Source organism: Paenibacillus odorifer (assembly GCF_000758725.1).
GTDB classification, from domain to species: Bacteria; Bacillota; Bacilli; order Paenibacillales; family Paenibacillaceae; genus Paenibacillus_AQ; species Paenibacillus_AQ odorifer.
On the sequence record NZ_CP009428.1, the window covers coordinates 1,476,168 to 1,494,714 of the forward strand.

The 18,547-nt window shown below is 45.3% G+C and carries 17 protein-coding genes and 1 pseudogene; 14 read left to right on the plus strand and 4 right to left on the minus strand.

The window, feature by feature from the left end; all coding sequences use genetic code 11:
- Nucleotides 1-2 precede the first annotated feature (2 nt).
- The 8 genes from uraD to PODO_RS06435 all read left to right on the plus strand — a co-directional run bounded on the left by uraD (nt 3) and on the right by PODO_RS06435 (nt 8,728).
- Nucleotides 3-515, plus strand: coding sequence for a 2-oxo-4-hydroxy-4-carboxy-5-ureidoimidazoline decarboxylase (gene uraD / locus PODO_RS06400; RefSeq protein ID WP_038569250.1), 513 nt, complete (start codon nt 3-5; stop codon nt 513-515).
- Nucleotides 516-562: 47 nt separating this feature from the next.
- Complete coding sequence (pucL, locus tag PODO_RS06405) at nt 563-1,513, plus strand: factor-independent urate hydroxylase (RefSeq protein ID WP_038569252.1); 951 nt, start codon at nt 563-565, stop codon at nt 1,511-1,513.
- Nucleotides 1,513-1,917, plus strand: a complete 405-nt coding sequence (uraH, locus tag PODO_RS06410) for a hydroxyisourate hydrolase (protein WP_038569253.1) — start codon at nt 1,513-1,515, stop codon at nt 1,915-1,917. The genes pucL and uraH overlap by 1 nt, the downstream gene beginning before the upstream one ends.
- A gap of 33 nt (nt 1,918-1,950) precedes the next feature.
- Nucleotides 1,951-3,345, plus strand: coding sequence for an allantoinase (locus PODO_RS06415; RefSeq protein ID WP_038569254.1), 1,395 nt, complete (start codon nt 1,951-1,953; stop codon nt 3,343-3,345).
- Nucleotides 3,342-4,598 (plus strand): Zn-dependent hydrolase, encoded by a 1,257-nt coding sequence (locus tag PODO_RS06420; RefSeq protein ID WP_038569256.1) that lies wholly within the window; start codon nt 3,342-3,344, stop codon nt 4,596-4,598. Before PODO_RS06415 ends, PODO_RS06420 begins: the two co-directional genes overlap by 4 nt.
- 34 nt (nt 4,599-4,632) lie before the next feature.
- Nucleotides 4,633-5,865 (plus strand): pyridoxal-phosphate-dependent aminotransferase family protein, encoded by a 1,233-nt coding sequence (locus PODO_RS06425; protein ID WP_038569257.1) that lies wholly within the window; start codon nt 4,633-4,635, stop codon nt 5,863-5,865.
- 240 nt (nt 5,866-6,105) lie between these two features.
- Nucleotides 6,106-7,917 carry an adenine deaminase gene (locus tag PODO_RS06430; RefSeq protein ID WP_425311662.1) on the plus strand — a complete coding sequence of 604 codons (1,812 nt, stop codon included), beginning with the start codon at nt 6,106-6,108 and terminating at the stop codon, nt 7,915-7,917.
- 358 nt (nt 7,918-8,275) lie between these two features.
- A complete protein-coding gene (locus PODO_RS06435; protein ID WP_036680123.1) occupies nt 8,276-8,728 on the plus strand; it encodes an IDEAL domain-containing protein in 453 nt (150 codons plus the stop codon).
- 91 nt (nt 8,729-8,819) lie between these two features.
- Here PODO_RS06435 and hemH read toward each other — a convergent pair whose 3' ends face one another.
- A complete protein-coding gene (hemH, locus tag PODO_RS06440) occupies nt 8,820-9,833 on the minus strand; it encodes a ferrochelatase (RefSeq protein ID WP_038569259.1) in 1,014 nt (337 codons plus the stop codon).
- A 454-nt stretch (nt 9,834-10,287) separates the two neighbouring features.
- On the opposite strand from hemH, the gene PODO_RS06445 reads away from it, so the two are divergent.
- Nucleotides 10,288-12,585 carry an FMN-binding protein gene (locus PODO_RS06445; protein ID WP_038569260.1) on the plus strand — a complete coding sequence of 766 codons (2,298 nt, stop codon included), beginning with the start codon at nt 10,288-10,290 and terminating at the stop codon, nt 12,583-12,585.
- A 197-nt stretch (nt 12,586-12,782) separates the two neighbouring features.
- Nucleotides 12,783-13,739: a 3'-5' exoribonuclease YhaM family protein gene (locus tag PODO_RS06450; RefSeq protein WP_036680004.1), complete on the plus strand. Its 957-nt coding sequence runs from the start codon at nt 12,783-12,785 to the stop codon at nt 13,737-13,739.
- 69 nt (nt 13,740-13,808) lie between these two features.
- Here PODO_RS06450 and PODO_RS06455 read toward each other — a convergent pair whose 3' ends face one another.
- Nucleotides 13,809-14,465 carry a 3'-5' exonuclease gene (locus PODO_RS06455; RefSeq protein WP_038569262.1) on the minus strand — a complete coding sequence of 219 codons (657 nt, stop codon included), beginning with the start codon at nt 14,463-14,465 and terminating at the stop codon, nt 13,809-13,811.
- A 111-nt stretch (nt 14,466-14,576) separates the two neighbouring features.
- Between PODO_RS06455 and PODO_RS31820 the strand changes: the two are divergent.
- The 4 genes and pseudogenes from PODO_RS31820 to PODO_RS06470 all read left to right on the plus strand — a co-directional run.
- Nucleotides 14,577-15,092, plus strand: a pseudogene (locus tag PODO_RS31820) (TerD family protein); the annotation flags it as partial.
- A gap of 111 nt (nt 15,093-15,203) precedes the next feature.
- Nucleotides 15,204-15,875, plus strand: coding sequence for a vWA domain-containing protein (locus PODO_RS31825; protein ID WP_036680121.1), 672 nt, complete (start codon nt 15,204-15,206; stop codon nt 15,873-15,875).
- A gap of 183 nt (nt 15,876-16,058) precedes the next feature.
- The gene (locus tag PODO_RS06465; RefSeq protein ID WP_038569263.1) at nt 16,059-16,676 is read left to right on the plus strand and encodes a DNA-3-methyladenine glycosylase family protein; all 618 of its coding nucleotides are present in this window, start codon (nt 16,059-16,061) and stop codon (nt 16,674-16,676) included.
- 22 nt (nt 16,677-16,698) lie between these two features.
- Nucleotides 16,699-17,409 (plus strand): DNA alkylation repair protein, encoded by a 711-nt coding sequence (locus PODO_RS06470; protein WP_036679998.1) that lies wholly within the window; start codon nt 16,699-16,701, stop codon nt 17,407-17,409.
- A 28-nt stretch (nt 17,410-17,437) separates the two neighbouring features.
- On the opposite strand, the gene PODO_RS06475 is transcribed toward PODO_RS06470, so the two are convergent.
- Nucleotides 17,438-18,130: a PspA/IM30 family protein gene (locus PODO_RS06475; protein WP_038569265.1), complete on the minus strand. Its 693-nt coding sequence runs from the start codon at nt 18,128-18,130 to the stop codon at nt 17,438-17,440.
- 59 nt (nt 18,131-18,189) lie between these two features.
- Entirely contained in the window at nt 18,190-18,408 is a 219-nt protein-coding gene (locus PODO_RS06480; protein ID WP_038569266.1) for a PspC domain-containing protein, read from the minus strand.
- Nucleotides 18,409-18,547: the final 139 nt, after the last annotated feature.

Below are 18,547 nucleotides of genomic sequence, written 5' to 3' on the forward strand. Positions count from 1 at the left end.
GGATGGTCGTTTCTGAAGGCAGGTTTACGTTGGAAGAGATAAATGCCATGAGTATAACGGATTTTGTGAAGCATCTAGGCGGCATTTTTGAACATTCACCGTGGGTAGCAGAGGAGGCGTATAAGCAGATTCCGTTCCATTCTTTAGAGCATTTGCATAGCACAATGATGCAGACCGTACTGAGTGCTGACCGGAGCCGAATGGAGGAACTATTAAAAGCTCACCCAGATTTGGCGACTAGGCTTCAAGTTACGGCTTTATCTGCCTCAGAGCAGCAGGGAGCTGGACTGGATCGGCTAACAACGAAAGAGTTCAATCTATTAAATGATCTGAATCGAAAGTATACGGACAAATTTCATTTCCCTTTTATTCTAGCTGTTCGTGGCAAAAACAAAGATGACATTATCAGCGCCATTGGAGTGCGAGTAGAGCGTTCCCCTCAGGAGGAATGGGTTCAAGCCTTTTCTGAAGTCGGTACAATTACGAGATTTCGCCTAAGTGATTTAATTATTTAATCATTCATTCATTCATTCATTCATCATAAACGGGGAGGGTGTCAGCCATGCTGGAACCAATTAACGGACGTACAATGTTTTATGGAAAAAGTGATGTGCTAACTTATCGTACCTATGCTAAACCGCTGGCCGTTACCCCCGTTCCCGAATCTTCCTTCACGGGCTGCGACAACATTATATTCGCACATAATATTACATTCGCAGTCACGGGCGAAGCGTTTCTTCCTTCTTTTTCAGAGGGGAATAATTCCATGGTCGTTGCTACCGATTCTATGAAAAATTTCATCCTGCGCAATACCGCGGACTACACAGGAAGCACAACGGAGGGGTTATTGCAGCTTCTAAGCAGCCGTTTTCTCGATAAATACGATCATGTCACCGCAGTTTCAGTTTCCGCAGACCGGTTACCTTTTGAACAGGTGATGGTGCCCGGGGTTGACGGGCTTAAACAGAGTCATTTAGTACTGCGTCACTCCAATAATGAATCTTATTCGGCTTCGTTAACTATAAAACGTGGAGAGAATGGGACTGAGGTTATCGCTCATGAATGCCGATTGAAGGATTTACAGCTGATAAAAGTAAGTGGAAGCTCGTTTTATGGATTCGTCCGTGATGAGTATACAACATTGCCGGAGAGCTTTGACCGTCCGCTTTATATTTTTCTGAATATTAACTGGACCTACAGTGATGTTGAGCATGCTCTGGATGGAGATTTAGGCCAATATGTGGCTGCGGAGCAGGTTCGCGATATCGCCCATAGCGCTTTTCATGAGCTGAACAGTCCTTCAATCCAATCGTTGATTTATCAAATTGGGCTGCGCGTATTGTCCCGTTTTCCACAGCTGGCTACCGTTTCATTTGAGTCCAATAACCGGACTTGGGAAACCATTGTTGAGCCTGAAGAAACTAAAGGTGGAGTCTTCACCGAACCTCGTCCACCCTATGGTTTTCAGGGCTTTTCTGTCAGCCGTGCAGATCTGGCCGGAGAGACAGCGTAATGAGCGGGCGTCTTACCACCCATGTGCTGGATCTGTCGCGGGGGATTCCTGCTACAGGTCTGACGCTTCAGCTCTGGAAGCTTACGGATGGGATGAGCAAGCTTCTGTGTGAAGAAGTCACGAACAGTGACGGGAGGCTGGATGCTCCGCTGCTGGAGGGAAACGAAATGGAGGCTGGATGTTACGAGCTGCTGTTTATGGTTGGCGATTACTACCGTAGAGCTGATGCCAAAGCGTCAGCAGCTGGCATAGAAGTAACAGAAAGCTCAGTAGACACTCAACGTGAGATGTCTTTTTTTCTAGAACAGATACCTATTCGCTTTCATATAGAGAGCTCCATGCAACACTACCATGTACCTTTGCTAGTAGCTCCTGGTGGATATAGTACGTATCGGGGAAGTTAGGAGAAAGTTGACGACCGGAGGAGGTGGCAGCTCATGAAGGAATCCTATGAACTTGTGATTAAGAACGGGAATGTAGTGCTGCCCGATCAGGTACTCAAGCTGGATATTGCAGTATCAGAGGGTAAGATTGTCGCACTTGGAGAGGAACTTTCGCTTGCGCCGCTAACCAAAGTCATCGACGCAGATGGGTTCTATGTCCTCCCCGGTATGATTGATATGCATGTCCACTTTAATGAACCAACGTTTGGACATTGGGAAGGTTTTCGCAGCGGTTCTGCGGCGTTGGCAGCTGGCGGCTGCACAACCTATGCAGATATGCCGCTTAACGGCAATCCACCGACTGTGAACGAGGCTGCACTTCGTCAAAAGGTAGATGCTGCGGCTGGAAACTCTGCCGTTGATTATGTGCTGTGGGGTGGGCTCGTTCCTGGCAATCTGGATGATTTAGAAGTTTTGGCAGCCTCTGGTGTCACTGGGTTTAAAGCCTTTCTCTCCAATCCTGGAGGGGAGGGCGAAGGCAGATTCCGTGAAGTGGATGAGGATACACTCTATCAAGGGATGCTGCGAATCGCTTCTCTGGGCGGGATTTTGGCGCTGCATGCAGAAAGTGAGGCTATCACGGCGGTGTTGACCGCAGATGCAGTGCGAAATGGCAGAACCAGCGCAAGTGATTTTGCGGCTTGCCGCCCTGCTGAAGCAGAGCTGGAGGCAGTGTCCAGGGCGCTGCTGTACAGTGAACGAACGGGCTGCCGGTTGCATTTTGTTCATATCAGCACGGCCGCCGCCATTGAGAAAATCTATGAAGCTAAGCTTCGAGGTCTGGACGTTTCGGCAGAAACCTGTCCACATTATCTGGTCCTCACTGAAAATGATATGAAGGCTTTAGGTCCTGTGGCGAAGTGTGCGCCTCCGCTGCGAAGTGCGGTGGAGCAGGAGAAGTTATGGGAGATGCTGGCCCAAGGCAAAATCGATTTGATTGCTTCGGATCATTCCCCCTGTCCAACGGAATTGAAGGTGAAGCCGGACTTGTCTTTTTTTGCAGCGTGGGGTGGGATCTCGGGTGCGCAGAGCAGTCTGGAGCTTATGTTCCATGAAGGCGTGAATGTGCGGGGGTTGGCTGTTACATTAATTTCTAGTCTACTCGCAGGGCAACCCGCAAAACGTTTTGGAATAGAGCATCGCAAAGGCGCTATAGCTCTAGGTCTAGATGCCGATCTAGTTCTGCTTAATCCAAGCACAACCTATACGCTGACTGCGGAGGATTTATTGTATCGCCACAAGCACAGCCCCTACATCGGAAGAACTTTATCCTGCAAGGTAGTTGCTACGATCTGCCGCGGGAATGTGGTCTATACCTCTGAAGAAGGAGTGATCAGTGAGGGAGGTGGACAGTGGCTGCGAATTAGGAAGGAGCAGTACAGCCTATGAATGATTCCAGAGTTGAAGCATCGACTCAGAAACTGCTGGACCTGCTGGAGGAGCTGGCGGCATTCAGCACAGCTGGGCCAGGAGTTACTAGACTGCTATATACGGAGGAATGGAGCCGGGCGCAGATTTTTTTGCAGGAAAAAATGGCTGGGCTCGGCTTAGAAGTTTCCGTGGACAAGGTTGGCAATGTATATGGACGATTGAGTGGACGCGATCCGCAGCAAAAGGTTATTTTAACCGGATCGCATATCGATACTGTAGTCAATGGTGGAAAATATGATGGTGCCTATGGGATCGCTGCGGCTATGATTGCGCTTCAAGATTTGCAGAGGAACTTTGGCCAGCCGCAGCGGACGCTTGAGGTCGTATCTTTTTGTGAAGAAGAGGGGAGCCGATTTCCGCTTGCTTATTGGGGTTCGGGCCATGTCACGGAAAGGTATGACGGAAGCGAGGCCGAGACCTGTATGGATGCAGAGGGCGTGACGTTAAAAGCAGCAATGGCACAATCCAGCTTCTTACAGGACATAACGGAGGAGAAAGCTTCTAAGCGGACTGGAGTCAGAAATGATATTGGTGCTTTTGTAGAACTGCACATCGAGCAGGGGATTATTCTGGAGAAGACGGACACTCAGATAGGCGTAGTTCAGGGGATTGTTGGACAGAGACGATATGTGGTCAAGGTTAGTGGTATTGCTAATCATGCGGGCACGACACCGATGTTTATGCGGCAGGATGCACTGGCTAGTGCGGTTGAAATGCTGTACGTGCTTGAAAGTTCTGCTAAAACGGCTGGTGAACCTCTTGTAGCAACCTCGGGTAAGCTTGAGGTGAATCCGAATACGCCAAATGTAATCCCGGGTGAGGTTCTTTTTACATTAGATATCCGCCATAGTGAAGAGGACGAATTGGAACGTTTCTGTGAGAAGCTTCTTGCGGAATGTAATGAAATTGCCGTTAAACGTGGGGTAACTCTGGAGGCTACATCCGTGCTCCACACAGTCCCTGCGCCTATGGATATGAAGCTATCTGAAATGCTGGAAAATATCTGCCGCCTACAGGGGAAGACGTACCGCACGATGGTAAGTGGAGCGGGACATGATGCCCAGCTATTGGCGCCGCGTTGCCCTACTGCGATGATATTTGTGCCAAGCCGAGCTGGCATCAGCCATTCTCCGGAAGAGTATACCTCCCCTGAGCAGCTCGCGGCTGGGCTTGAGGTTCTGACTGCGATGTTATATGAGTTAGCTTATTAAAAAGAGTTCGCCGAACTTTTAAGGGAGGATCATCATGAAGCGTTACGAAGATTTGTCGCCGTCCCAACGCTGTATTATGACTCCGGGTCCGGTCGAGGTAGATCCGCGTGTACTGCGGGCGATGTCTTTTCCGGTGCTGGGTCAGTTTGATCCAGAGTTCACCTCTATTATGAATGAAACGATGGAAATGCTGCGGGAGCTGTTCGCTACTCGTAATTCATGGGCTTACCCTATCGATGGTACCTCCCGTTCTGGAATTGAAGCCGTGATGGTTAGTTTGATCCTGCCGGGTGAGCGTGTGCTGATTCCGATCTTTGGCCGCTTCGGACATCTATTGCATGAGATTGCTGAAAGATGTGGCGCTGAGGTGTTCGTGCTGGAAAAGCCATGGGGGAGTGTGTTTGAGCCGGATGAAGTGATAGCAGCTATGGAGACTTTTAAGCCACATGTGGTGGCAATGGTTCATGGGGAGACCTCTACAGGACGTGTGCAGCCACTCGCGGAAATCGGTAGAGCTTGCCGCGGGATGGATGCTTTATTCATAGTTGATGCAGTTGCAACCATTGGGGGCCTTCCTGTCGAGACAGATGCTTGGATGTTGGATGCCGTCGTTGGCGGTACACAGAAATGTCTGTCCGTCCCTTCCGGAATGGCACCGATAACGTATAATGATCGTGCTGAAGCTAAGCTCATGACCCGAAAACGAGTAGAACGCGGGATTAGAACAAGTGATGTCCAGCCAGGTGACTTATCTTTTGTCCGCAGCAATTATTTCGATCTCGGCATGCTTCAGGATTACTGGAGTCCACAACGTCTCAATCATCATACAGAGATGACCTCAATGCTTTATGCACTGCGGGAGGGCTTGCGGCTTACCCTTGAAGAAGGGCTGGATGCCAGATTCGCCAGACATATCCTCCATGAAAAAGCACTTGTAGCTGGATTAACAGCTATGGGTTTAGAACTATACGGGGATCCTTCCTGCAAGCTTACTGTTGTTACCTGTGTGCTGATCCCTGAGGGGATAGATGGGGAAGCTGTCCGTTCGCTGCTGCTGGGGCGGTTCGGAATTGAAATTGCCAGTTCTTTTGGACCGTTAAAGGGAAGGATCTGGCGCATCGGTACGATGGGTTTTAGCTGTCGTGAGAATAACGTGTTGCGGCTGCTTGGAGCGCTGGAAGCCGCATTACAGCGTCATGGATTTAAGGGGCCTTGCGGGTTTGGGGTTCAGGCAGCGCTTGACGTATATGAGGCAAAAGTAAGATAATCGTTGGAATAGAGCGGATGGCGGGAGAGTAAAAACAGGGGCATGTCCGGATGGTTTGGACAATCTTTGGGAATAAGTAAACGGCTATCATCTACAGGGATGATTGAGCCGTTTTTTCTTACAAATACAGACCTGCGCAACTATATTATCCTAGGCTTAATAGTTAGGCAATCCTCTATGATTACGGATCTATTCACTACATCAAGACAACACTTGGATACTAACGGGGGAGAGATGAAGATGACAACTTTTACAAGAAAGCCTTTAGCAGATTGTGTACCTGAGCTTGTGGCTACGGCAAGAGGCGATAAACCGGCAACACTGGTAATTACAGGTGGAAAGCTGGTTAATGTATGCTCTGGTGAAATTCTAGAAGGAATGTCTGTTGGTGTTCAAGGTGGACGAATTGCTTATGTTGGTAAAGATGTGACACATATGATTGGCGAAGGAACGCAAGTTATTGATGCGAACGGCAAGTATATAGCTCCGGGATTGCTCGATGGCCACTGCCATATTGAGAGCACCCAGCTAACCGTTACTGAATTTTCCCGCGCTGTTCTGCCGCTTGGCACAACAGGTGGTTTCTTTGATGCGCATGAGATTGCTAATGTATTCGGGCTGAAGGGTATTCAATTGATGCTGGATGAGATGCGGGGTACGCCGTTAGCTGCTTACATGCAGGTGGCTTCTTGTGTGCCTGCGGCAGGTGCGGAATTCGAGACAACGGGTGCCTCAATGGGTCCTGAAGAAGTTGCCGAAGCTTTTACTTGGGGCAAAGATGTGATTGCTCTGGGCGAAGTGATGAATTTCCCTGGCGTTGTTTACGGCGATGAGAAAATGCTTGGAGAGATTCAAGCTACGCTGCGGGCAGGCAGATTTGTTGACGGTCATTTCACATGGCCTTCCAGCGACTGGAGACTGCCAGTGTATGCTGCGGCAGGGGTGACTGGTGATCATGAGTGTGTTACAGCAGACGATGTGATTGAGCGCGTTCGACTGGGCATGTATGCCAAAATGCGCCGGGGCTCGGCTTGGCATGATGTTGCCAAGACCATCACCGCTCATACAGAGCGTGGACTTGATCCGCGCCGCATGATGCTGGTAACTGACGACCGCAGCTCGGAATCGTTACGCGACGAAGGTCATATGGATTTCGTTGTTCGCCATGCGATTGCTCAAGGCGTGAAACCAGTAACAGCCTTCCAAATGGCAACTATTAATACAGCAGAGCGTTTTGGGTTGTCTCAGGATATCGGATCTATTACTCCAGGTTCTTTTGCGGATATTATTCTGCTGGACGGGAATTTGGCCGATGTTCACGTGGTACTTACGATTGCCGCGGGTGTAGTAGTTGCCGAAAATGGTGTGATGACGGCAGAGCTTGCTAAATTCACTTATCCAGAGGAAGTTTTGGCTTCGGTTCATTTGCCACAGCGTCCTACCGCCGAAGATTTCATTATCGCGGCTCCAATTGAAACAGGTGAACTTACTGCAAGAGTTATTAAAGTAAGAGAAAATCATGTAGAGACCATTGAACGTATAGTTTCGGTACCTGTAGTGGCAGGGCAGTTGGATGTAAATGCTGTGGAGGGTCTGTGTAAAATCGCTGTGCTCGAACGGCATAAAGGAACAGGAAATAAATCAGTGGCTGTTGTGGAAGGCATCGGTTTTAAAGAGCCGGCTGCTATCGCAATGACTGTTGCTCATGATAGTCATAATGTACTCGTCATCGGCAATGATAATGAGTTAATGGCTAAAGCTGCGAATGCGGTGGCGGACGCTCAAGGTGGGGTTGCCGTAATTACTTCTAGTGGAGAAACGTTATTCCCGTTGGCCATTGCAGGCCTAATGTCTACAGAGCCATTTGAAATTGCTGCTGAGAAATCAGCTGCGATCAGCAAAGCGTTGTATGATGCCGGCTGTACTTTGAATTACGCGTTTATGACTTTATCGCTGCTTGCTCTGGCGGTTATCCCAACGTTACGTATCACCGATAAAGGACTCGTGCGGATTTCACCTGAGGGAATACAGTTAGTGCCACTGTTTGTTTAAGTAAATTAACTGAAGCATAATCCTAATGCGAAAAACTGTTCTGAGGTCGTAATGACCATTCAGAACAGTTTTTTTTGTTTAAATATAAGAAAGCAAAAGCTTCACATGATGCGTAATCTTTATACATCTTATTGTAATGAACAATAATATTAAACGGATTTTTAGAGAATGAAACATTTTTCTGAGCGAAATCCTAAAAAAATATAAATAAAGCATAGTCAGGTGACGATAATAATGTTAAATTAGATAAAATTAAAGTGAATTAATGGAGTTAATTTTACAATAATGGCATATAAAGAATTATAGATAATGGCAGGTTTCGAATAACCCAACTAAGAGGGACGAGGTGCATGGAGAGATGATCAGACTAGAAACGCAAGATATTTTGAATATTAGCATGAAGCAAATTGCTACTATTTTTAAGATGAAGCCGCTTGAACTGAGATTTGTCACCGATTTTCAGGGTGAGAAATATCTCTTAACTAATGATAAGTTACACCTCAACAACCAGCAATATTGGGCAAAGGTTATGGAATGTGTCTTTGATGATCATGTTAGACCTGTGTTAATGTGTGAGGTATTATATTTCCTTCGTAATGAATTTCTGGAAAGTGACATTAAGTTATGTTTTTCTTATGATTACGCAGAGGATGGGAATGGCGCAGCTACAGCTATGGCTGAAGTATCCTTTAATGACTCAGCAGATTTACAGCCGAGTGAGATTGCCGAGCTGATTGATTTTGCGTTGACCTTACAGGACAAGCAGTGGTTCCATGAACTGACTACGAAATATAAGCAGCTTACAGCATAAGTATCTTTTCGATTCTTCATGCTTAACAATTGATATAGCTAACCGTCTTGTCTGCAACAGAGATGATCTGTGGACAAGACGGTTTTTTGTTTTACCACCCTTGGGCATTTTTTTCTACAAGTTCAGCCAAAAAATCAAGCCAATCCTCATGGTTATTCAAACAGGGAATTGCCATAAATTCCTCTGCTTGTCCTCCACCAGCCTCGAATTGTTCTCGTCCTTCTATGGCTAGCTCATGCAGCGTTTCCAGACAATCGGTCACAAGACCCGGTGAAAAAATCAGAGGTCTACGTATTCCTCGTCCGGCAAGCTCTCCCAGAACATCCGCTGTAGACGGTCCTACCCATTCTTCTCGCCCGAAACGTGATTGAAAACTAAGCTGCCAGCGTTCGGGCTCCCAATTCATAGCAGAAGCAAGAAGACGTGCGGTTTCCATACATTGCTGCGGATAAGGATCACCGGTATCCGCATACCGTTTGGGAATCCCATGGAAGGTCAGTACAAAATAATCAGGTTCTATGCTCAGAATCTCCATTTGACGCAGCAGGTGTGACTTCAAGGCTGAAATATAACCGGGCTCATTATAGTAGGCATCAATAAATCTTAGAGCCGGAATCAGACGTTTAGTTACAGGACCAGTGGAGCTTTGGCGACCTAAGGCTGCAAAGCTGGCCTGATCGAATACGGATGCGGTAGTCGTGGACGAATATTGCGGAAACAGCGGCACAATGATAATTCGGGTAACTCCGGCCGTGTCGAATTTCGCCATCGCTTGCTCCATGCTGGGTTCGCTATAAGCCAATCCAAGCTCTACCTGATACCTTGGACCCAGCAGTTCTTGCAATCCAGATTGCTGAGCTGAAGAATGAAGGAGCAGTGGTGATCCTTCGGTTGTCCATATTTGACTGTACAGCTCAGCGGACCGGCGTGGACGTGAACGCAGAATCACGCCTCGCAGCAAAGGCTGCCACAGCAGAGGAGAATAATCTATGATTCGGCGATCTGATAAAAAACGTTTCAGATAAGGCCGTACAGCTTTTGCAGTTGGTGCAGTAGGGGTGCCGATTTGGGCGAGTATAACTCCAATAGGTGGCTGTTTGCTCAAAGCACAGAACTCCTTTCCCATATAAGAGATCGTTCTAAAATAGCATAGCTAACCTTGAATGCACAGTTATTGAGATCACTTTGCGTGTATAAATTAATTTTAATCGCAAATAGTGATGTTTCTTATAGGGTGTGTGATTTTCGATACAGAAGAACCGCAGAAAGGTCTGGTAGTATCAAACCAGAAATTGATGGAAAACGGGTGTAAGTGTTTTTATAATAACTTATGTGAATTATTTCACCTTTTATGCAGCTTTGTGTTAAAAGGAAGAAATGAAATAGATTCAAGATATTTTTTTTATTGAAAATCGAGCGTGCAAAAGCATGAGAGGGGGGATGAGTTCTTATGAAGAGAGAAGTTATGCTTCATAAGAAGAGAAGGGGCGCATCGTACGAAAAAGGTTTGGTTAACAAAAAGCTACATATCACTGGGGTTTGGTAAAGGAGAATTTTCATTGAAAAAACTAATTTCTTTAACGGTTAGCGCGGCTATATTGTTAGCGCCGTTTGCTTACACACTTAATGTGCCTGCTGTAAACTTGAAGGTGGATGCAGTATCGGCAGCCTCCGAAGAAGCGGATGCACCGGCAGCAAAACCAACAGCAAAACCAACGGCAAAACCAGCAGCAACACCAAAAGCAACGGCAAAACCAGTAGCAACACCAAAGCCAACAGCAAAACCAACAGCAACGCCAAAGCCAACGGCAAAACCAACAGCAACGCCAAAGGCAACAGCCAAACCAGCAGCAACCCCAAAAGCTACAGCAGCACCAGTAGCAACCCCAAAAGCAACCGCTGCACCGGCAGCGACAGTAGTACCAGCGGAAACTGTTAAGCCTGTGGCTACAGCAAAGCCTGTTACAGTTAATGAAAACGTATACCAGGATGGAGTTTACGTAGCTTATGGCGATGCATACTCCAAAGGCACGGAAGGTGCCAAGATCGAAATTAAAGCTGGCAAAATTACTAGCATTGAGCTTTTGAGAACCAGTCCTAAGCTGATTGATAGAGATGCCCGTAACAATTATAGTGCTTTATGGCAAGCTTATGGATTGATGAAGGATAGATTGCTTGGCAAAACAAGAGATGGAGCAGCGGCAGTTGATGCTGTTTCGGGAGCTACCCGCTCCAGTAATGGCTGGAAATTGTCTGTAGATAGAGCGTTTGAAAGAGCTCTAACAGTGAAAGATACAAATGCCGGTTACTTTGATGGAGTTCATATGGGCGTAGATCCTACAGGTAAATATTCTGTATTTGCGACCTACGAATCCAACAAGCTCACAGATGTTAAAGTGTATCCTATGAACAGCGCTGGTGATTTCATTGAGGAGAAAGCTTACACAGCTGAGCAAGCGGCAGCGGTTGCAGCTATAGCTCCAGCCTTGCTGGCCAAAGGAACAGAGGCACAACCTGCTGCAGGTCTTGAAGCCGACTTTAAAGCAGCGATTAACGCTTTCTGGGATGCTGAGCAGAATGCAATAATCAACAATACATCTGCTTATGTAGACGGATTCTATTCCTCTTATGGTACGGCAAGAAGTGTTGGCGTTGAAAGAGCTGACATCGTGATTCGCAACGGTAAGTTGGTTGATGTGAAGCTGTTTAGACTTGGCAACAACCTGATTGACAGAGGGGCAACAGCTTATGCGGAAGTAGTAAAAGCAAATGCTCCTATGACAGCTAAGCTGCTAGCGAATGGTTCATATATCGCTAACTATGATGAAAAGGTTGACGGAATTTCCGGAGCTACGGAAAGTAGTCACAGCTGGAACCAAGCTGTAGAAAGAGCATTTGAGAAGGCGCTGAAGGTTCCTGCTGAAGGTCAATATTTTGACGGCAAATTTGCCGGAGTAGATAACCAATCTAAAGTGCTGCTGCTAGTTGATGTTGATGCAGATGCGGTAACAGGCATTAAAGTAAGTCTGTTTGGAGCTGACGGCAAGCTGATTGCTGACGATAAACTGAGTGCAGAACAAAAAGGATGGGTAGCTACACTCACATCCGGGCTGTTAGAAAAAGGTGTGCAAATGGCCGATATTACAGGCCAAGAAGCATTGTCGGCAGCAGCTAAAGCAGCACTGACAGATGCTTTGACCAATGCATCCAAAGTCCAAGGAACCTATAAAGACGGAACCTTTACTGCATTTGGTGATGCTTATGATAAAGGAACGAACAGAGCGGACGTTACCCTGCGTAACGGCAAAATCGTAAATGTAGCATTGTATCGTGTAGGAATGAACCTTGTAGATAGAGGGAACGCTGCTTACCCTGAGGTGGTAAAAGCAATTCCTCAGTTGACGGCTAGCTTCCTCGCAGCAGGTACTAGAGAAGGCGTGCAGGAAGTAGATGCTGTGTCCGGTGCAACTAGCAGCAGCGTGGCTTTAAAGACTGCGGTGGATAGAGCATACGGAAAAGCTGAGGTTGTAGAAGCTAATAAAGCGGCTTATTTCGATGGAATCTTCATTGGTGTAAGTGCCGATAAGCTTGTAAATGTTATGGTGAATGTAGAGTACGGTGTTCCTGTCAAAATGCTTGTTTATTATTTGGATAAAAACGGAAGTGTAAGAACAATCAATCAGTTAACGGACGCGGAGCTGGCAGTGAAAGGTGAAATCGAGTCGACATCGACCGGATATAGCCTGCACAAATATGGTTACCGTCCAGCAGTCTTCGGAAAAAATGATGCAGAGAAAGAAATATCCGCTAAAGCGGTAGAAGCTATTAAATCAGCACTTGAATCGGCTGGTAAATAATTATCGTTTTATAATAAAAGGAGGATATTCCAGTGCCAGAATATGGCCGGGGAGTAGCCTCCTTTTTCAAATATTCTTGGCTTGTACATAAATATGAAAATAGATCGTATAGTGATTTAAAGGGATTTTGGAGGTGAGTGTCTAAAGTTTAATATAGAGAGCAGGCCGAAAGCCTGTTATTAATAGGAGGCTCCAACATGACACAAATTAAACAGCTCGCTCCACAAGATGAATTTGTTGGCTTTTATCTTTTAAGAGAGCTGGCAATTAAACAAACGAACGGCACTCCTCCAAAAGATTATTTTGACATCGTCCTGGGGGATTCCACTGGACAATTATCCGCGAAATATTGGGATGCCAGCACAACTGATAAAGAAACTTTTTTTCCTATGGCGCTTGTGAAGGTACGCGGGATTGCTCATACTTATCGTGAGAAATTACAAATAAAAATTACTAAAATCAGGTTGGTTAACGATGAGGATGGCGTTGCACTTACGGATTTCATCCGTTCTGCCCCAATTCGTCCAGTAGACCTTATTCATACGATTAAAGGGGTTATGGCAAGTATTTCGGATCCGGAAATTGCTTCAATTGTCTCTTTTTGTGTGGGTAAAGTGGAAGAGAAATTGATGCATTATCCGGCAGCCAAAACACATCATCATGCTTATTTTGCCGGACTTGCTTATCATATGGTGCGTATGCTGGAAATCGGTGATTTTCTGTGCAAGCAGCGTCCGTTCTTGAATCCAGATCTAATGAAGGCCGGGATCATTCTGCATGATATCGCGAAGCCGGAGGAGATGGTCTCCCAGCTTGGGATTGTCTCGGAATATAGCGTTCAGGGCAAATTAATTGGCCATATCTCGATGGCGTCTAATTGGATCACGGAAGCGGCTATCCGCTTAGATATTGATTTGAATTCGGAAAAGGTTATGGCGTTACAGCATCTCGTATTGTCACATCATAATCTGGGCGAATGGGGGAGTCCTGTTCAGCCACAGACAGCTGAGGCAGTCGCTCTGCATCATATCGATGCGATGGATGCGAAGCTGCAAATGGTGGAGGATGCTTTGGATACCACACCGGAGACCGAGGAATGGACACCGTTCATCAGAGGTCTAGAGAATAAGGCTGTGTATCGTTTGAAGATTTAAGTGATGTTCTGTAAAACCAAACCCCCAATCAGCAGAAAAGAGCTGGTTGGGGGTTTTTAATGTTCTTGATTATTTCGACAAAGTGGCGCGGCTGCTATAAATGGAGGGTTTATGTTTAGTGCCTTGTTTCTTAACAGGCTTTTTCGCGCGAGTCGAAAATGGGGTATACCCACCGGCAAATATCGTTCCGCTAGTATATCCTTGACTGGCAGAGAGCAATAGAGGATCATAGTGCTCCTCCTGCTCCATAAGTTTTACTAGAATTGCAGCGGCTGCGCGTGCGTCATCCAAGGCATCATGGTGCTTTAGCGTAATGCCGAAAAAATCGGAGACTACATTAAGTTTATGGGAGGGCAGGTCGGGCAGCATTTTTTTGCCTAATAAATAGGTACATAAGTATTGAAAGCTTGGGTAGCTCAGGGACATTCCATCGAGACAATAACGCAGGACGCTCATATCAAAAGCAGCATTATGCGCCACGACGATTTGTCCGTGTAGTAAAGGTTCAACGGTGGGCCATAGCTCTTGAAAAGTAGGTTGGCCGATTACCATTGATGGTGTGATGCCGTGTATCGAAATGTTCATGCCATCAAACCGCTGCTGCGGGTCAATTAGCCAAGAATGCTCTGCGGTTATATTTCCAGCTTTAACTTCCACAAGTCCCAAGGCACATGCGCTGGATCGACTGGAGTTCGCGGTCTCAAAGTCAATTGCTATAAAGTCCATTCGTAAAGCTCCTTATCTATCATATATACGTTTCATATTAAAGTAGTAAAATGATAAATACAATCTAGTGAATCACAATGAGCTGTTCAGTAAAAATAAGGAGATGATAGAGTGCGGCTTATAAAGGGGCAAAAGGTGGATATTACGAAAGGGAGAAACGTGAACAAGCTTTTGCTGAAATTTGGGTGGATGACTGCTGATATTAGAATTGGCATAGACTCTGCTGCTTTTTTACTGTCAGAACAGAACCGTTGCGAACGCGATGAGAACTTTATCTTTTATGGCAATCCGTTGTCTATAGACGAAGCTGTAACTCATTCTGTCTTACAACTAGGGGATAAAGAAGCTATCGCCATTACGCTTTCTCGACTTCCTAAGGATATTACTAGAATAGCTTTAACTTTAACGATCTATGAAGGAGAAAAATTAGGACACTCTATGAAGCAAGTAACCTCTCCTTATCTACGCTTAGTGGATGCTGCTAGCGGTGAGGAATTATTCGTTTTCGAGTATGGCTCTGACCTGTCGACGGAGACAGCTATTGTGGTTGGAGAGCTATATCGCTATGGTTCAGAGTGGAAATTCAGTGCAATTGGTAGTGGCTTTGAGGGAGGATTGGCTGCGTTATGTACAAACTATGGGCTCGTTATTGAAGAAGACGAAGGGAACCCTGAGGTAGCGGCCACAGCTGAGTTAACCCTGCCTTTAGAGACGATCCGCTATGAAGAGAAGAATGTACTGTCCTCTATTGATTTACGTAAAAAAATTGTTCAGATCACCTTAGAAAAAAAGAATCTGACAGGAGTCATTGCAAGGGTAGGCGTTGTCCTGGATATTACAGGATCTATGAGAAATCTCTATAATAATGGAACCGTTCAAGAAGTAGTTGAGCGTATATTAGCCGTTGCCTGTAAATTTGATGATAACCAATCGTTAGATGTGTGGGTGTACGATACGGAGTTTAGCCGGCTGCCACCTGTGACAGAGCAGGATTTAGGAAGATATGTGTTTACACATATTTTAAATAATCGTACCATTCATAAGTTTGGCCGCAATAATGAACCGCCAGTAATGGAGGATATCATTAAAAAATATACGGAGGAAGAACCCGATTCTACACCGGTATTTATCATATTTATTAACGATGGTGGTGTAGTGAAATCCACTAAAAATGTGATTATGGCTGCTTCGGTCCAACCAATTTTTTGGCAGTTTGTCGGAATCGGTAACTCGGATTTTGAAGTATTGAAGCAACTTGATACGATGAAGGGACGTTTGGTGGATAACGCCAATTTTATTCATCTGGACCAAATTGAAAAGGTGACTGATGAAGATCTGTATGATCAGCTACTGAATGAATTCCCCATGTGGCTAAGGGCAGCGAAAGAAAAAAGAATCCTGCGAGCATAAAAATACATTATTCAGAATGAATAAGCCTATGCGCTACAATAAGCCATAACCACCTATCTTAGGGATGTTATGGCTTTTTCCAGTTTCGCTATCTTGCTATTCTATTCAACAATCCGTACACTGCCAAATAGGTATTGTATATTAGGATTAGGGTCATCACTATCAGATACGGGAGGAAACACTTTGAGCAGCGTAATTACTAAGTTTTTTGATTATGGGCAAGAAGACATAGATTATCTCCGAAGTGTGGATCCAGTACTTGGCGCAGCTATGGCACGGATGGGCAGAGTGGAACGTGTAATTATACCGGATCTTTTTACTGCGCTTATCTATGCTATAGTAGGACAGCTTATTTCAGTAAAAGCGGTTCGGACCATTTGGAACAGAATGTTGGCTCAGTTCAGAGACATCACTCCGCAGCAGTTAGCGTTACATACGGCGGATGAGATTCAAAGCTGTGGGATGACGATGAAAAAGGCACTATGTATCCATGAGATTTCCAATTTGGTCGCTCAGGGTGATTTTAAGCTGGAGGAATTGCCTGGGTTATCAGATCAAGAGGTTATACAAAAACTTATGACGTTAAAGGGCATTGGCAAGTGGACGGCAGAAATGATGTTAATCCATTCTATGGAACGACGGGATGTGGTCAGCTGGGGAGATATTGCGATTCGTCGGGGGATGATGAAGCTGTATGGACTTGATAAGCTTACCAAAGATCAATTTGAACAATACCGGCTAAACTATTCTCCTTTGGGTTCTGTGGCTTCTATATATTTATGGGAAATTTCATTTGAATAATGGACGGGTAAGGAGTACTACTATGGAAAAAACAATAAGAGAACAGCTATTGAATTTGGCAGAGGTGGACTACCAAAAGTTTTCTGCGGCCTTAATTCCGACGATAGATAATGTTATAGGCGTCAGGCTACCGGAATTGCGCAAGCTTGCTAAAATCATTGCAAAGGGTGATTGGAGAGCCTATTTGGAGCATGCCGAGACAGATTATTTTGAAGAAGTGATGCTGCAAGGTATGGTGCTTGGCTACGTGAAGACAGATCTTGAAGAAATCCTACGTTATATCGCAGACTTTATTCCCAGAATTGATAACTGGTCCGTATGCGATAGCTTTTGCACAGGCCTGAAGTTTACCGTAAAGAATAAAGAACGGGTGTGGGAGTTTATAATGCCTTACCTATTGTCAGATCAAGAATATGAAATCCGTTTTGCTGTGGTAATGATGCTTAATTTCTTTATTGAAGAGGCGTATATCAGCCGGATTTTACAATTGCTCGATAAGGTCAGTCATGAAGGCTATTATGTAAAAATGGCGGTTTCTTGGGCGCTTTCGATTTGTTATGTGAAATTGCCAGAGCCTACGATGAGTTATTTGAGAAACAACAGCTTAGATGATTTCACTTACAACAAAGCTTTGCAGAAAATCACTGAGTCTTATCGTGTGGATCCAGAAACGAAAAAATGGATTCGCGGGATGAAAAGAAGTAAAAAACAAGCCCCTTATTCAGCTCAATAGCTGAGTAGTAAGAGGCTTGTTGTCCTATTTATTTTTTCTCAGTGTTTACTTCAGTGTTGGTTTTACGGTTGCGGATTCGCTCGATTTCGATGTCAACGGCGCTACGCAGGTTAGGATCGATGGAAGGACTTATTCCTGTGCCTATATTGAATTTATTTTTGGAGTTTTCCGCCAATGCTTCCCACTCGAAAATCTTTTCTTCCATTCGTTCGAAACCTTGTGAAGCTGATCCTACATTTAGACCTTTCGTAGAAGAACGTGGAGCAGAGTTGAGTGTTTCTGTCGCTTGTTGAGCGCGAGCGATAAGTTCAGTTCTTTTCGCTTTGAGATGTTCACGCTCTTCTTTTGCTCTAGCGATATTGATCTCAAGCTCTGCAAGGGATTGCTTAGTTTGTACTTGGCTATTTATGGACTCTTCCAACTGTTCTACGTACCGTAACTTGGCTATGAGTGCCAGACGAGCTCTTTCTTCATTTCCTTGTTCAACTGCTTGAACGGCTTCGGCTTCACTTTGCTCTACTAACTGAGTATATTCTTGCTTACGGCGTTCCAACACACTTGCTGTAACTTGCAGATCACGCTCATTGCGTTCCGCCTTAGCGATATCATTTTCAAGATCACGTAAATACTGACCTGTCAGCAACACCGGGTTTTCTAATTTGTTTAAACCTTCGTGTAGGGCTGCTTTAGTAATTGTGGAAATTCTTTTTAATAGACTCATGTTCTATCTCTCCTTTTTTATGGTTGGATTAGGGTTAGTTTGTATTAAACGACGATTTATTAATAGAAATCATGTCCATCTGAAAAGCTGTTAAAAGGTTCTTTAGGAACGATGATACTAGCGATGACGTAGAAGATAAGTACTGTTCCGAAGCTGAACAATGCTGCGGCAACAGCAACGAGACGGATTACTGTAGCATCAATACCAGACCAACGAGCAAGACCTCCGCACAAGCCACTTATCTTCTGATCACTTTGGGAACGATATAATTTTTTCATTTATTGTTTTCTTCCTCTCGTATGGGTGTGATTGTTATTGAATCCTGCAACCCGTTTGCTTATGTACTCATTCTAATGTCTTTTTGCATGCGAAAAAACGGCCTGGAGGCGGTTTTGTATACCAGACCTGAGTCGAGGT

Bases quoted from the DNA above. Each gene is read 5' to 3' on its own strand.
- uraD (WP_038569250.1), top strand. From the start codon at position 3: ATGGTCGTTTCTGAAGGCAGGTTTACGTTGGAAGAGATAAATGCCATG.
- pucL (WP_038569252.1), top strand. From the start codon at position 563: ATGCTGGAACCAATTAACGGACGTACAATGTTTTATGGAAAAAGTGAT.
- uraH (WP_038569253.1), top strand. From the start codon at position 1,513: ATGAGCGGGCGTCTTACCACCCATGTGCTGGATCTGTCGCGGGGGATT.
- PODO_RS06415 (WP_038569254.1), top strand. From the start codon at position 1,951: ATGAAGGAATCCTATGAACTTGTGATTAAGAACGGGAATGTAGTGCTG.
- PODO_RS06420 (WP_038569256.1), top strand. From the start codon at position 3,342: ATGAATGATTCCAGAGTTGAAGCATCGACTCAGAAACTGCTGGACCTG.
- PODO_RS06425 (WP_038569257.1), top strand. From the start codon at position 4,633: ATGAAGCGTTACGAAGATTTGTCGCCGTCCCAACGCTGTATTATGACT.
- PODO_RS06430 (WP_425311662.1), top strand. From the start codon at position 6,106: ATGACAACTTTTACAAGAAAGCCTTTAGCAGATTGTGTACCTGAGCTT.
- PODO_RS06435 (WP_036680123.1), top strand. From the start codon at position 8,276: ATGATCAGACTAGAAACGCAAGATATTTTGAATATTAGCATGAAGCAA.
- PODO_RS06450 (WP_036680004.1), top strand. From the start codon at position 12,783: ATGACACAAATTAAACAGCTCGCTCCACAAGATGAATTTGTTGGCTTT.
- PODO_RS06455 (WP_038569262.1), bottom strand. From the start codon at position 14,465: ATGGACTTTATAGCAATTGACTTTGAGACCGCGAACTCCAGTCGATCC.
- PODO_RS06470 (WP_036679998.1), top strand. From the start codon at position 16,699: ATGGAAAAAACAATAAGAGAACAGCTATTGAATTTGGCAGAGGTGGAC.
- PODO_RS06475 (WP_038569265.1), bottom strand. From the start codon at position 18,130: ATGAGTCTATTAAAAAGAATTTCCACAATTACTAAAGCAGCCCTACAC.
- PODO_RS06480 (WP_038569266.1), bottom strand. From the start codon at position 18,408: ATGAAAAAATTATATCGTTCCCAAAGTGATCAGAAGATAAGTGGCTTG.